This is a genomic window from Thermobifida alba (assembly GCF_023208015.1).
GTDB lineage: Bacteria > Actinomycetota > Actinomycetes > Streptosporangiales > Streptosporangiaceae > Thermobifida > Thermobifida alba.
The window spans coordinates 3,897,082-3,910,919 of sequence record NZ_CP051627.1; the positions used below are offsets into that span (position 1 = coordinate 3,897,082).

At 69.8% G+C, this 13,838-nt stretch carries 8 protein-coding genes and 1 tRNA gene; 7 read left to right on the forward strand and 2 right to left on the reverse strand.

All coding sequences use genetic code 11. The features are described 5' to 3' along the window. Window positions 1-122 precede the first annotated feature (122 nt). The 4 genes from FOF52_RS17315 to FOF52_RS17330 all read left to right on the forward strand — a co-directional run bounded on the left by FOF52_RS17315 (window position 123) and on the right by FOF52_RS17330 (window position 1,762). A complete protein-coding gene (locus tag FOF52_RS17315; RefSeq protein WP_248590972.1) occupies window positions 123-626 on the forward strand; it encodes a tRNA adenosine deaminase-associated protein in 504 nt (167 codons plus the stop codon). Window positions 627-690: 64 nt separating this feature from the next. Beyond that, the gene (locus tag FOF52_RS17320) at window positions 691-1,182 is read left to right on the forward strand and encodes a tRNA adenosine deaminase-associated protein (protein ID WP_248590973.1); all 492 of its coding nucleotides are present in this window, start codon (window positions 691-693) and stop codon (window positions 1,180-1,182) included. Beyond that, entirely contained in the window at window positions 1,179-1,664 is a 486-nt protein-coding gene (locus FOF52_RS17325) for a nucleoside deaminase (protein ID WP_248590974.1), read from the forward strand. The genes FOF52_RS17320 and FOF52_RS17325 overlap by 4 nt, the downstream gene beginning before the upstream one ends. A gap of 10 nt (window positions 1,665-1,674) precedes the next feature. Next, window positions 1,675-1,762 (forward strand) — tRNA-Ser (locus FOF52_RS17330). 188 nt (window positions 1,763-1,950) lie between these two features. Here the strand turns inward: FOF52_RS17330 and eccCa are convergent. Beyond that, entirely contained in the window at window positions 1,951-5,832 is a 3,882-nt protein-coding gene (gene eccCa / locus FOF52_RS17335) for a type VII secretion protein EccCa (RefSeq protein ID WP_248593912.1), read from the reverse strand. Window positions 5,833-6,121: 289 nt separating this feature from the next. On the opposite strand from eccCa, the gene eccD reads away from it, so the two are divergent. The 3 genes from eccD to FOF52_RS17350 all read left to right on the forward strand — a co-directional run bounded on the left by eccD (window position 6,122) and on the right by FOF52_RS17350 (window position 10,924). Further along, complete coding sequence (gene eccD, locus FOF52_RS17340; protein ID WP_341849842.1) at window positions 6,122-7,441, forward strand: type VII secretion integral membrane protein EccD; 1,320 nt, start codon at window positions 6,122-6,124, stop codon at window positions 7,439-7,441. Window positions 7,442-7,919: 478 nt separating this feature from the next. Further along, a complete protein-coding gene (locus FOF52_RS17345) occupies window positions 7,920-9,026 on the forward strand; it encodes a PQQ-binding-like beta-propeller repeat protein (RefSeq protein WP_248590976.1) in 1,107 nt (368 codons plus the stop codon). A 68-nt stretch (window positions 9,027-9,094) separates the two neighbouring features. After that, window positions 9,095-10,924 carry a PQQ-binding-like beta-propeller repeat protein gene (locus tag FOF52_RS17350; RefSeq protein ID WP_248590977.1) on the forward strand — a complete coding sequence of 610 codons (1,830 nt, stop codon included), beginning with the start codon at window positions 9,095-9,097 and terminating at the stop codon, window positions 10,922-10,924. Window positions 10,925-11,272: 348 nt separating this feature from the next. On the opposite strand, the gene FOF52_RS17355 is transcribed toward FOF52_RS17350, so the two are convergent. After that, window positions 11,273-13,831, reverse strand: coding sequence for a TPR repeat domain-containing protein (locus tag FOF52_RS17355; protein ID WP_248590978.1), 2,559 nt, complete (start codon window positions 13,829-13,831; stop codon window positions 11,273-11,275). Between the last annotated feature and the right edge of the window lie 7 nt (window positions 13,832-13,838).

Genomic DNA, 13,838 nt, shown 5'->3' on the forward strand with positions numbered 1-13,838 from the left:
TCTACAACGGACCGGCATCCCCGCGAGAAGAGCGGAGCGCGGACGAAGGCGGCCGTTTCGGTGACGAGGCAAGAGACGATCTGCGATTCTGGTCCGATCAGGGCCAGCCGGGTGGAGCGACGATGACGGAACTCGAACTGGACGACGACGGCTCGGGCGACTTCGCCGCCGTCGCCTACCGCGAAGAAGACTACTGGGATGTCGACCTGCTTCCGGTCGCGCTGACCCGCGACCTCAGGGGACTGCTGCACGCCCTGCACCAGCAGCCGAGTATCAGCGGGGCGATCGGCCTGGTCTCGGTGGCCGACGACTTCTTCGTCCTCGCCCGCGTCTACGGACGTGACAACGTCAGCCTCTTCCTCTCCGACGTGACAGCCTCCGCCGACTGGAAGATCGCCCGGGACGTCCTGGAATACCTGGACATCGACATCCCCGACGAGGAGGACGTGGACCAGGTGCTGCCTGCGGGAGACATGTCGATCCTCGCCGACCTGGGCCTGGACGAGATGGAGTTGGGGGCGCTGGCCGGCGACCTCGACCTGTACCCGGACGAGGTCCTGGCCAGCATCTCCGAGCGCCTCGGGTTCCAGGCGGCTTTCCAACGCGCGCTCGATGCGATGGGGTAGGACCCAGCGCGGTGCGGTGCCGCCCCGCACGTGTCCGAAGGAGCGCAGGAGAAGGAGTCCCGGGGTGCCGGTTTTCGCAGCGGTCTTCTCCCGTTCGGCCGACGGGTGGACGGGGACCGAGGTGGATGTGGCGGATCTCGACGAGATCGACGACGTCGCCGATCTGATGCGTGACGTGGCCGCCGCGGTGGAGGCCGACGAGACCGCCGTGGTGCTGGTGGCGGAGGCCGACGACGAGTGGTTCGGTATCGCCCGGATCGACGACACCGGCGATCCCCGGGCCTTCCTCTCCGACCTGCGGGTGGTGTACGGGCACCCGGCGGCCCGCCTGTTCCTGGAGGACGGCCGGGGCCCGGGAGACGAGGAGGCCGAGGGGACCGGACAGCCCCCCTACCCCGAGCCCGCGGGAGACGCCGAGCTGCTCGCCGACCTCGGCACCCCGGGCTCGGAGCTGCTGGCCCTGACGCTGCGCGAGGGCGTGCTGCCCGCGGACGCGCTCACCACCGTCGCCGACCGGGCCGGATTCGCTGAACTGCTGGACGAGCTGCGGACATGAGCACGGGACGGAACGGAGTCGACGCCGCGCTGCGCCTGGCCCTGGAGGAGGCCCGGAAAACCACCTCCAGCGGCGATGTCCCGGTGGGAGCCGTCGTGCTCGACCCGGACGGCGCGCTCGTCGGCGCCGGACACAACGAACGCGAAGCCACCGGGGACCCCACCGCGCACGCCGAGGTGCTGGCCCTGCGTGCGGCGGCCCGGCGGCTGGGCCGCTGGCGGCTGAGCGGCTGCACCCTGGCGGTCACCCTGGAGCCGTGCACGATGTGCGCGGGCGCGGCCGTGCTGGCACGCGTCGAACGGCTCGTCTACGGCGCGCGCGACGACCGGGCCGGAGCGGTGGGTTCGCTGTGGGACGTGGTCCGCGACCGCCGCCTCAACCACCGCCCCGAGGTCGTTCCCCCGGAACTGGCCGACCCGGCACTGTCCGAGGAGTGCAGCCGACTCCTCGTCGAGTTCTTCGCACACCGCCGTGTCCGGTAGAGTTGTCCGCGGTGGAGTCGCATAGCGGCCGAGTGCGCACGCCTCGAAAGCGTGTGAGGGGCGACCCTCCGTGGGTTCAAATCCCACCTCCACCGCCACGGGCCGGTCCTTCGGGACCGGCCTTCTTCTGTTGTCCCGACGGCAGGGGACCGTCCCGCACACCGCCCGGACCACGGACCGGGACGGCCCCGGGCGGCTCCCCGGCGGACAGGGCGGGGAAACCCCGCTCCTGCCCGCCGGAAGGCCGCCCACGGAACGCGAGCCCTTCGCGTCGGGACCGCGACCCTCACTCCGCCGGAGCGCTCCACGGCGCCTGCACCTGCTCGGGAGAGCGACCCCGGCGCGCCAGCAGCGCCCGGCCTGGCGGAAGCCTGCGCGAGGCCACCCCGTTGGCGAGACGCCCCTCCATGCGGTCGCCGGAGAACAGCATGGCCGGGATGGCCGTGTCGCTGAGCGTCTGCAGCAGCGGCTCGTACATCGCCCGCGCCGCACCGCCCGTACGGCGCGCCACGATCAGGTGCAGCCCCAGGTCCCGTCCCTGCGGCAGGAACTCCACGAGCGGCGCCAGCGGGCTGCCGGAACGGTTGCTGACCAGGTCCAGGTCGTCGACGACCACGAAGATCTCCAGCCCTTTCCACCAACTGCGTTCCCGCAGCTGCCGGGGGGTGACGTCCGGTCCCGGCAGCCGCTTCCTGATCGAGTTCGCCAGCTCGGTGGCGGCGGCCTGGGTGTGCTGCGGTCCGGTGCAGTAGGCCAGCAGGTGCTTCTCCCCCACCAGGCCCAGGTGGGCGTGGCGGTAGTCGACCAGCACGATCCCCACCTCCTCGGGGGGACGCGACGCGATCTGTCGCAGCAGGGCGCGCAGCAGCGTGCTCTTCCCGGTCTGCGGGTCGCCGTAGACCAGCAGGTGCGGTTCGTCGTCGAGCGACAGCGTCACCGGCGCCAGGTCGCGCTCCCCCATCCCCAGCACCAGGTCGGCGCCCCGGTGGCTGTGGAGCAGTTCGTCCAGGCCGACCCGGTCGGGCAGGGTCCGGACCGTCGGGACCCGCCGGCTCGGCCAGCGTTCGGCGATCCGCCGGACCAGGTCGCGCACCCCTTCGCCGCTGAGGTCGTCGGCGTCGGCCCGTCCGTCCAAGCGGGGCAGCGCGATCTGCGCCGTGTTCTCGTCGGACAGCAGCGCCCGCCCCGGCACGTCCCGGGGCAGCTCCTCGGCTTTCTTCCGTCCGATCTGGGAGTCGAACGGGTCACTGAGCCGGAACTCCAACCGCCCCCCGAACAGCGCCTGGAGTTTGGCGCGGATCTGGGAACTCGCCGCTCCCGTCAGCACGGTGTGCACCCCCAGGGAGGGACCGCGCGAGGCGATGTCGACGACGGCGTCGTCGGCGTCCTCCAGGTTCTCGCGCACCGACGCCCAGCCGTCGATCAGCAGGAACACGTCGGCGAAGACGCTGCGGGGCACCGTGCCCTCGGCGCGTGCTCGGCGCAGCGCCGCCGGCGAGTCCAACCGGAACCGGCGGAAGAGCCGCTCGCGTTCGTCGAGCAGGCGGCGCACGTCCGCCAGGACCCGCCGCACCCGCTCCGGGTCGGAGCGTCCGGCGATCCCCGCCACGTGCGGCAGTTCCTCCAGCGCGGCTAGCGAGCCGCCGCCGAAGTCGATGCCGTAGACCGCGATCCGCCCGGGCGGGTACCGCCACGCCAGGCTCGCGATCATGGTGCGCAGCAGGGTGGACTTGCCGGACTGGGGGCCGCCCAGCACGATGATGTTGCCCTCCCCGCCGGTGAAGTCCAGGACGGTGGGCTCCTGGCGCTGTTCACGCGGGGTGTCGGTGAGACCGATCACGGCCATCGCCTCGGCCGGGTCGGGTTCGACCGGACCGTCGACGCCTTCGGCGCCGGCGTCGCGGGCCAGCAGCGCGTCCAGCGGCAGGGCGGGCGGCAGCGGCGGCAGCCACACCGGCCGCACCCGCTCCGCGCCCGCGGCCCGCAGCCGCTCCACCGCCACCTGGAGGGTGCTGCGCGTCTCCTCCCGGGGCTGTTTCCGTTCCCCGAGGCGCGACGCCACGGCGTCGACGAGCGAGTCCACCGCGTCGAGGGTGTGCAGGCCGTTGTAGGAGAGCAGCGGAACCACCGACTCGGCTTCGGGTTCGTCGTCGCCGGGCGGCTGGTAGGGCTGGGAGACCATGGCGGCCTTGAAGCGTTCGAACACGGAGGTGTCGACCTTCAGGTACCCCGATCCCGGGTCGGGCGGCAGGTGGTAGGCGTCGGCGACCCCGATGGCCTCGCGGCTCTCGGCCTCGGAGAAGGTGCGCAGCCCGATCCGGTAGGACAGGTGCGACTCCAGGCCCTTGATCTTGCCGGACTCCAGACGCTGGGTGGCCAGCAGCAGGTGCACCCCGATGGAGCGGCCGATACGCCCGATCGCGATGAACAGTTCCGCGAAGTCGGGGTGGGCGGTGAGCAGTTCGGAGAACTCGTCGATGATGACGAGCAGGTGCGGCAGCGGAGGCAGGTCGGTGCGCCCCGAGTCGCGCAACGCCTCGTAGGCGTGCACGTTCGGCAGGTTCCCGTGCTCCTTGAGGACCTGTTGGCGGCGGGTCAGCTCCCCGAACATCGCCTCCCGGAAACGCAGCACCAGCGTGTCGTCGTCGGCCAGGTTGGTGATCAGCCCGGCGCTGTGCGGCAGCGGATCGGTGTCGGCGAAGGTCGCACCGCCCTTGAAGTCCACCAGCAGCAGGGCGAGCTGCTCGGGCGGGTGGTTGATCACCAGGGACGCCACCAGGGTGCGCAGCATCTCCGACTTGCCCGAACCGGTCGCGCCGACGACGAGTCCGTGCGGTCCCATGCCGCCGAACGCCGACTCCTTCAGGTCCAGCAGCACGGGCGTGCCGTTGGGGCCCACGCCGATGGGAACGCGCAGGAAGTCGCTCTGGCTGCGCCGCCGCCACGTCTTCGCGGGGTCGAGGCGGGCGACGTCGGGCACGCCCAGGATCTCGGCGAGGCCGACCGTGGAGTGCAGCGCGTCGGCGGCGTCGTCGGCGGACAGCCGAAGCGGCGCCAGGGCACGGGCGAGCGTGGTCAGCCGGGCGACACCGGACCGGTCGGCGGTGCCCGACAGCGGCACGTGCCCGGTCTCCGGGGCGGGGCCGGCGTCCTCGCGGAGGGAGCCGTCGGCGTCGACGAGCAGCCGGAGATCGACCGCCTCGGGCTCCTCGCGCCGGTCCCCGACCAGGACGACGAGGTGGATGCCCAGATCGGCCAGGGAGGTCACGGGCGGTTCGGCCGCCAGCCCGGACAGCGTCGACTGGTATTCGCCGTCGACGACGATGACGAGGCGGTCGGTGCCGGGGCCGGGAGGGCGGCCGTGGCGCCGCTGCCACTCGACGGTGCGCCGTTCGATCTCGGACTCCAGCAGCTCGGCGAACTCCACGGTGTTGTGCGCGACCAGCCGGGCGGGCAGCGGGCCGTCGGTGAGGTCCTCGGCGGCGTTGTGCGGCAGCCACTTGACCCAGTCCCACTCGGCGAGCAGCCGGGGGTGCCGGACCACCCCCAGGCGCACGTCCTCGGGCGCGGAGAAGGTGACGAGCTGGGCGACGAGGGAACGGGCGAGGGAGCGTCCGACCGCGCGGTCCCCGACGATCGACACCACGCCCAGGTCCCGCAGGGGCAGGACCAGCGGTTCCTCGGGAACCTCGGCGTAGAGCCCCACGAGCTGCTCGGCGATGCCCCGGCAGACAGGGTCGTAGACGAGCAGCGGGTTGGAGTCGTCCACGCGCAGGCTCAACGGCCGTGCCAGGGGGCGCACGCCCTCGCCGACACGCAGGTGCAGGAAGTCCGGGTCGGCGGCGCGCCGCTCCCACCGGCGGGCGGGCAGCCGGACCAGGTCGGTGAGGTGGGCGGGCGCGGGGTGGCGGAACGCGCCGGCGCGGCGCTGCGTGGCGGCCACGTCCCGGATGGTCTCGCGGAGCTGGTCGAGGTAGTCGAGGTAGCGTTCGCGCTGCTCCCGGATGCGGCGGCGGGGACCGTTCTGCTGGGTGACGAACATGACGACCCCCACCGCGACGCTGGCCAGCATGATCATCAGTCCGGCGGCGGCGTACAGGGGCCGGTTGCCCATGGTGATCGTCATGAGCAGCGATCCCGAACCGGTGATGATCGGCATGATGATCATCGCCGTGGAACTGGTCGCCGGGGGATTCTCCGGCAGTTGCGGTGGAGAGGCGATGACCAGGGGGCCGTTGCCGGGATCGGGAACCGGGTGCCGCGCGGGACGCTGCACCGGCGTCGTCGTCACAGAGAAGCCCTTTCGGTATTGGGGGAATCAGGGGCGCACTGTTGCTACGGTGATGATTCCGTGCGGTACGCACAAAGCATAATTCTGCGTGCTATCACCGATGGACACGGACTAATCGGTCGCCGTCTCGACGATGGGTGGATAATTCGTGAGCGGATACTGCCGGGTGACGGTCACGGGCCCCGGCCGGTGGGCCGACCTGGCCCTGCCCAGCGGGGTTCCGGTGGCGTCCCTGTTGCCGCAGGTGCTCCGCGTGTGTTCTCCCGAGACGGAGGGGACAGAACCCGCCGGATGGGCGCTGACCACGGTCGATGGCGAGGTCGTGGCGCCGGAGGGGACCCTTGCCGCGGCGGGGGTGCTGGACGGCGACGTGCTGCTGCTCCGCCGCGATGTGCGCCGGATCCAGCCCGCGCACATCGACGACGTGCGCGGAGCGGTCGAGGACCGGGTGGACGAGACCGCGCGGATCTGGCGTTCTCGGACGACATTCACATTCGGATTGTTTTTGGCCACAATCGGCCCCCTTCTGGTCTTGACAGCGATGCTTTTCTTCCACCCGTCGAGATTGCATTTGCTGGTCGCTCCGGTGGGAATGGTTTTCTCACTTGTCGGAATGTGGGTGGCGTGCCGCCGCTCGATGTGGGTGTCCGCGCACTTCCTGCTGGTGGCGGCGGCGATCTGGGGGGCGTTGAGCACGGCGCTGCCGGTGCCGGTGGTCGCCGAGGACCCCGCGCCGGCCGTGGTGGCGGCGTTCGCCTGCGTGGGCCTGTCGGCCGTGGCCGTGTGGGGGTGGCGGATCCACCCGCTGGCGTTGCCGTACCTGTCGGGGCTGGCGTTGATCACGGTCGCGGTCGGTGTGGCGTGCACGGTGAGCCTGTTCGTCGACGTCGCCCAGGCGGTTCGGGTCCTGGCTCTGCTGCTGGCGGTGTGTGTGGGCGTGCTGCCGCGGATCGCGCTGGCCCTGGGCGGGTTGTCGAACCTGGACTACGAGGTCCGCCATTCGGGGGCGACCCGGACCGAACAGTTCGAGGAGAGCCTGCGAGACAGCGACCTGCTGCTGCTCGGCGCGGTGGTGGGTGCGGCGGTCGCGGCCACCGCCACCGTCCCGCTGCTGGTGTCCACCGGAGGGCTGCCCGACCTGGTGTTGGCCGCGCTGGTCGGCCTGCTGCTGATCATGCGTTCGCGGTTCTTCGACCGGGTCGCCCACGTGCTGCCGCTGCGCCTGGGCGGAGTGGCGGGGCTGGCGGTGGTCGGTGTCGTGGCGGTGCTGGACCGCCTGCCGGTGCTGCTGCCGTGGGTGCCGGGCATCGCCCTGGTGGTCGGGGTGTCGGTCGCCGCGATCAGCTGGGTCGACCTGGCGGACGTGCCCCGCGCCAGCCTGCGCCGTCTCCTCAACGGCGTGGAGGTCGCGGTGGTGATGGCCCTGTGCGTGACCCTGGCCTGGTCGATGGGCCTGTTCGGCCTGGTCGCGACGCTGGCGGAGTGAGTGTGGCGGCGGCCGTGGTCCTGTGGGCGGTGTTCGGTTCGGGTGCGGTGCCGGTTCCCCGCCGCTGAGAGGAGACGTGGGTGATGCCTGGCGGTCGCCGTTCGCGATGGGTGCCGCCGCTGGTAGGTACGACGGTCGTGGCGGTCGCGGCTCTGGGAGCGGTGGTGTGGCTGGGGAGGAGCACCGAGCACACCACTGCTGCGCCGCTTGAGGAGGAGCTGGTCGTGCCGGGGTCGGTGAGCGGGGTGGGGTGGACCTGGCAGTCTCCGGAGGGTGCTCGGCTCTACCGGGTCTATCGGGGAGTGGCCGGGATGGTGGCGGCCTTGGACGACGGGGTGGTTGCCGTGCACGGGGGGACGGGTGAGGAGTTGTGGCGGTTCCGGCGTCCCGGTGGTGTGGTGGCTTCGGGGGTGACGCCGGACGGGGAGGCCGTGGTGGTGGCCTTCCGTGAGGAGCGTCTCTGGGGGCCGGGGGCAGGATGCTGGTGCTGGACGCGGCCACCGGCGAGATCCGCCACGACCACGAGTTCCCCCTGACAGGGGAGGAGAGAGACAGCTATGTGGATGAGACAGCCGCGTTGCCGGAGGTGCGGTTGTTGACCTCTGCGGTGCGGGTGCAGCCTGACAGCACGGACCTGGTGGGCTATGCCCTGGAGAGCAACGAGGAGGTGTGGCGGTTCTCCGTTCCGTCGGGGTGTACTCATGGTCCGGCCACGAGCACGGGTGACGGGTGGGGGGCGTTGTTCCATCCCGATCTGGTGGTGGTTCCGCTGGTGTGCGTGCCCGGCGTGGACGATGTCGGCGAGATCGGGCCCGGCACGGACCCGGACACCTCGTCTCTGGTGGTGGCTTTGGACGCCGGGACGGGGCGGGAAGTCTGGCGGTACGAGAACACCGAGGACGCCGGGGACACCTCCCCGGACCTGCGGGCCTCGGTGGACGGAACCGTCCTCACCATCGCCGAGCAGAACCTGAACGGTACGGACTATCCGCTGCCCGGGGACGGCAGGATCCTCGACCTCGCCACGGGCGAGGTCCTGGTCGCGTCCGTGGACGAGGTCGCGGACGGAAGGGACGTCTTCCAGGTCGACGGCACGGCGCGGACGCTGACCTACGCCAGCGTCTCGGGGGAGGGGGAGGATGCCACGGTCGAGTACGGCCGGCTCTCCTTCGACGGCGAGGTGCTGGCCTCGGCCGTGCTGCCCGAGGGGGTCGCCAGAAGGGGCCGGGGCTACTACGGACAGATCAGGAACAACTTCGACCACCGGACCACGGCGGCGGTCCTGGAGGACGGGATCGTCCTCCTCACCTGCGACCGGGAATGCGGCACCGGTGGCGGTTCCGAGGCCGAACGGATCGACGCCGTGCTGCTTCCCGGGGACGGGAGCGGACCTGAGGAGAGCATCCCGCTCAACGGTCTTCTCGACCCGCAGATGTCCATCCGCACCGATGCCCAGATTCCCGTGCCCGGGGCGGTCGTCGTCCACCAGACCGACTACGGCCTGGAGATGCTTCCGGCAGGGGTCGGTGAAATGTCCCCGTACGTCTTCCCCGAAACCTCGGAGGCCGTCGTCGGGCTTGTCTGATCATTCCTCGCGCCTTCCTCGTTTCGGTGCTCGGCCGCGGGTCTGGCGGAACAGACAGGAGAAAAGCGATGACAGAACAGCGCAACGGAGTGGGGTACGGCTTCCTCTTCTGGTGCGGGACCGGAATGCTCTCGACCGGTCTGCTGACTGCCGCGGCAGGTCTCCTCCTCGGTGGCGGGAGGGAGTCCGGTGCCTGGTCCTTCGTGCTCTGGGGGCTGCTGGGTGTTGCGGTCGCCGGTCTCCTGGTCAGTGCTTACACCTCGTTCCGGAAGAAGGACGGGGAAGCGGCTCCCCGGACGGGAGCGGTGCGACTGTGGGCCTGCCTCGCGTTGCTCGGCGCGGTCGTGCTGTGTCTTGTGGGCTTCCCGAGCGAGAGCTTCTGGTGGACGCGGTTCGGCTTCGCGGATTCGGAAGCGCTGCTCTCCGCGGTCGCCTGGGCGGGAACGGCCGCCGCGGCCCTGGGTTTTCTGCTGGTCCTGGTCTCCGGTGCCCGGAAGGCCCGGTCCCGGCGGCGGTTCCTCGCAGGACTGGTGGCCGGAGTCGCGGCCGCAGCCGTGGTGGCGGCCGGAGGAGCAGCGGCCACCGTGTACGAAGAGGTGGAGCACACCACCCACGAGGCCGCCGGAACCCCCGCGGCGGTGCCCGCCTCGGCCGAGGAGGTCACCTGGGTGTGGGAGGCGCCCGAAGGCGTCGCCGTCCACGACGTCCACCCCGTGCCCGGCGGCGCTCTGGTCGACGTCGGCGACGGGGTGATCGCACTGGACACGGTCACCGGCGAGGAGCGCTGGCGTTACCGCAGGCCCGGGCAGGTGGCACGGTTCGGGGTCGCCCCGGACGGGCAGACCGTGGTCCTCTCCTACTTCACCGCGGAGCGGGGGTTCCAGACCCGGAGGTTCGTTCTCGACGCCCGGAGCGGTCGCCTGCTCGGGGAGTACGACGTCACCGTCGGCGTCTACCAGGACGCCGGGGAGGACGGCCGGGGGGAGCAGGACCTCGGCTATCTCCACATTCAGGGAGTGGAGACCCTGACGTCGGGGGCGCGGGGCGTCGCGGACAGCGAACGCGGCGCCCTCTCGGCCCGCGACCTGGCGGACAACAGCCTTCTCTGGACGCGGGAGGGCGACCCGCGGTGTGTCGAGCACTCCAGGACGGCGCTCGGCGACCTCCTCTTCCAGGCCGTCACCTGTGCCGATGAACTCGAGACCGACAGCCCGACGGAAAGAACCGAGTACCTGGACTCGGCGGAGGCGGAGACCAGGGTGGTGGCGCTGGACGCACGGACCGGCGAGGAGGTGTGGTGCCGGTCCTGGAGGACCAGGTCCTTCTACCCGAGGGTCTTCTTTCCGGGAATCAGGAGGAGCCTCGTCGGCCTTCTCGGGTACCAGAGCCCCGAGGAGACCCTTCTCGTGGTGGAGAGCACGACCGGGAGCTCAGGGCAGACGTCCGGGAAGATCCTGGACCCGCAGACCGGGGAGGTGCTCGCCGACGACCTGGGACACGCCTCCGGAGGGGACGGGAACCCGGTCCTCCACGCGACCGGGGACTCACTCGTCGTCGGTGGCGAGGGGGAGGCCTCCGGCGTGGAGTGGAGGTCCTTCGACGGAGAGGCCCGGAGGACTCTCGCGCTCCCCGGACCGGCGACCGGGGCAGCAGCGGGGATCGCGTTCCTCCCCGGCGCGGTGGCGTGGTTGAGCGCGGAGGAGGGGGCCGTCCACATCACTCCGTGGTCCGAGGAGGGAGAGGCGAGCTCGGTCGATCTGCGCGGCTCGCTGGAAGGGCGGGACGTGACGGGACCCCTCGGGCTCCTGCCGGCCCCGGGGAGCCTGGTCGTGTACCCGAGGAGCAGTGAGCAAGAAGGGGAGGAACCTGAGGGAGGAGTGGTGCTCGGCCTCTCCTGACCCGAAGGCCGTCTGTGGAGATGGGGCCGTTGGTCTCCCGACGATGCCGGGAGTGTGGTTGCCTCGAGACAGCGAAGCCCTTGGGCGACGGAGTGCTGCTCACAGCAACTGCCTGACCAAGGGCTTGAAGCTGTGGGAGGTTCCTGGTCGCCGCTCCTGCTGTCCTGGAGAATGTTCGGTGGCCGTCCTCCGACATCCTCTGAGCCGGGCCGTACGGTGTCCCGCCTTCGTGGCGGGACTGCCGTTTGCCCGAGACGACCGCGCCTTATCGCCGGGCAAACGGCTCCGGCGGGGTACAGATCACGGCCGAGCGGCATGGAATCCTGCCTGGAACAAGGGCCGACAGGGTCACGGATTCTTCCGCGGGCGGTCTGCCGGTCCTCCCGCTCTCATGTTGTCGTATTCATCAGAATTCTCTGCCTGTAGGTTCTTGACCACTGTCTCGTAGTAGAGATTGTGCTCGTCGAGATAGTCATCGACGAAGGAGGACCCGGTTTCGACTGCTCCCCCGGGCCACTGCTCCTCCCTCTTGATCAGGTTCTGGACCTGGCCGATCACCTCTGATCTTTCTCGGTCTGAGTGGGACTCTCGTATCTCTCTCTCGGTGGCGACCCGGACAGTCCCGTCCTCTGTCTCGACCAGAACCCCCTGGGGGACTTCTCCTGTCGAGACGGTTCCGCTTTCGAGCATGTATTCAAGGATTTTCAACTGGGCGCCGTTTGCGACTATCTCTCTGTTTTCGAGCTGGTCGAGAGATACTCCCCCGTAGCTCTCGGGTCCGGGCTTTATTGTATTATCCAGGGCAAATTTCAGGTATTCTGAAACCCCCACTTTTCCTGAATTGAAAAGTATCTCTCCGGTGAGTGAGAGTTCCTTGCCGGGCGGGAGGGAGGAGATGATCCCCGCGCCGATGTCGACGCCGAGTTTCCTTAGCTTGTAGGTGTTCTGTCTCGCTTCGTCGGAGTCTCCGAGGCGGTCCATGCTCTCGTTGTACACGGCTGCGTCCACAAGCCCCTGGAGGATCCCGGCGCTTCCGGCCGTCGGTCGCTGGCCGCTGGACGTGTAGAGGTATTCCGTGAGCTGGTCGTTGTTGTAGGTGTAGGCCGCAGACTGCAGGAGCCCTGCATATTCTTCATTTGCGGCGATGTACTGGAGGAACCGTACACGGCTCAGCGGGTCGACTTGAAGCTGCTCTTTCTTTGAATCCCAGAGCGACCAGGTTCTGAGGGTCTCCCCGTCCTCGTTCAAGAGGAAGTTGACTCCGTCTTCCGAAGCAAACTCTTCTAGGTAGGTGTAGAAAACTCCGTAGAGGCTGGCCGAGAGTGACGGATTGACCTGGCCGAAGGAAGCACGCTGATTCGTGTACGAGCCCTCTCCGTCGCCGTAGGAGACCGAGTGAACCGTGTCGGTCAGTTTGTCGAACATGTCATTCGACGTCGTTATCCGTATCAGGCCCGCTGCTGCCTCTCCAGCCATGGTCCGCTGAGTTTCGTCAGAGCTCCCCCCGTACTCGCTGATCCAGTCGATGAGGTTGTGCACGGGAAGCCCATCAGCCTCTGCTTCGTCCGGCCAGTCGTAGATGAAAAGCCCTTCTATGACCCCCACCGCGTCGATCTTGTAGTCCTCCTTGTGGGCCTCGTCGTTGCGGTGGTCGGGGTGGTAGAAGCTGTCGGTCAGGATCGCGTGGTTGGCCTCGTTGTTGCGGGTCGAGACGTCGAGCAGGATCTGGGCGTTCCGCTCGAAGAACTCCTTGCCCTCGGGGTGGAGGAACTCGGGGGCCGCGTTGGCGCCGACGACCGCGGTCAGCAGGGCCGAGAAGTCCTTGCCGCCCATGAGGTCCCCGTCGGCGTGCTCCAGGATGGACGCCAGCGGTTCGATGTCGGCTCCCCAGCCCTTGGTGGCGTCGCCCCCCTTGGCCCAGGAGCCGGAGCCCAGAGCCGTGCGGATGTCCTCGGGAAGGTTCTCGTAGCCGCCGTGGAGGTCCTCCCTGGAGAGGACGAGGATCCCGTCCGCCAGCGTGCCGAGGATCTGGGCGCGCCCCTCGTCGCTCTCGCCGAGCACGTCCAGGTAGCGCGGGACGTTGAGGATGCCGCCGGAGTGCTCGTCGATGGCGTCGAAGATCGCCTTCAGGGTGTCCTGGTCCGCCCTGTTGACGCCCAGACCGCGCTGCTCGGAGTCCAGGACCTTGGCCGAGAGCATGGTCAGCATCATCATCAGGTTGTCGTACTCTTCGCCCCGTCGGCCGGTCTTCCACGCCTCGGAGAGCTTCTGCCCCCACTCGTCCGCCTCGTGCGGGCTGATCTCCGGGGCGTAGCGGACCGGGTCGATGTTGAACAGCGACCAGTTGACGTACCCGGCGTCGATCAGGCTGCGGATGTTCGCGGGGGTGGGACCGTCGGTGAGCTCCTGCCGGCGGTCGTCCGCGTGGTCCATCAGCGTGTCCCAGTTGGTCCGGGCCTGGGCGTTGAGCTCGTCGAGCCGGTCCTTGAGCTCGGCGATGATCTGGTCCTTGTCGGCCGAGAAGAGGGAGGAGAACCAGTTGCCGTCGTCCAGGGCGGCGATCCTGGCCTCGGCGTCCTGCTTCTCGTCGCGCCACAGGCCGATGAGCCGGTTGCGCTCCCGCTTGAACTCGTCGATGTTGTCGGCCCAGTGCTCGGTGACCGCGGCGCAGTAGCGCACCGCTCCGGCCGCGTCCCGCCACGCCTGGCGGTCCTCCTCGGAGGCGCCTTCCAGGTTCCAACCGGTGATCTCGCCGAACTCCTTGGCGCTGTCGTCGAACTGCGCGCTCAGGTCCTCGGAGTTGCCGAGGATGCGGGCGCAGAACATGTCCAGCGAACTCGCCCAGCCCCGCACGGTTCCGCCGTTGGCGTCGATGTCCGCGGGATCAAAGGAGAGGTCGACTCCCATGGTGGCG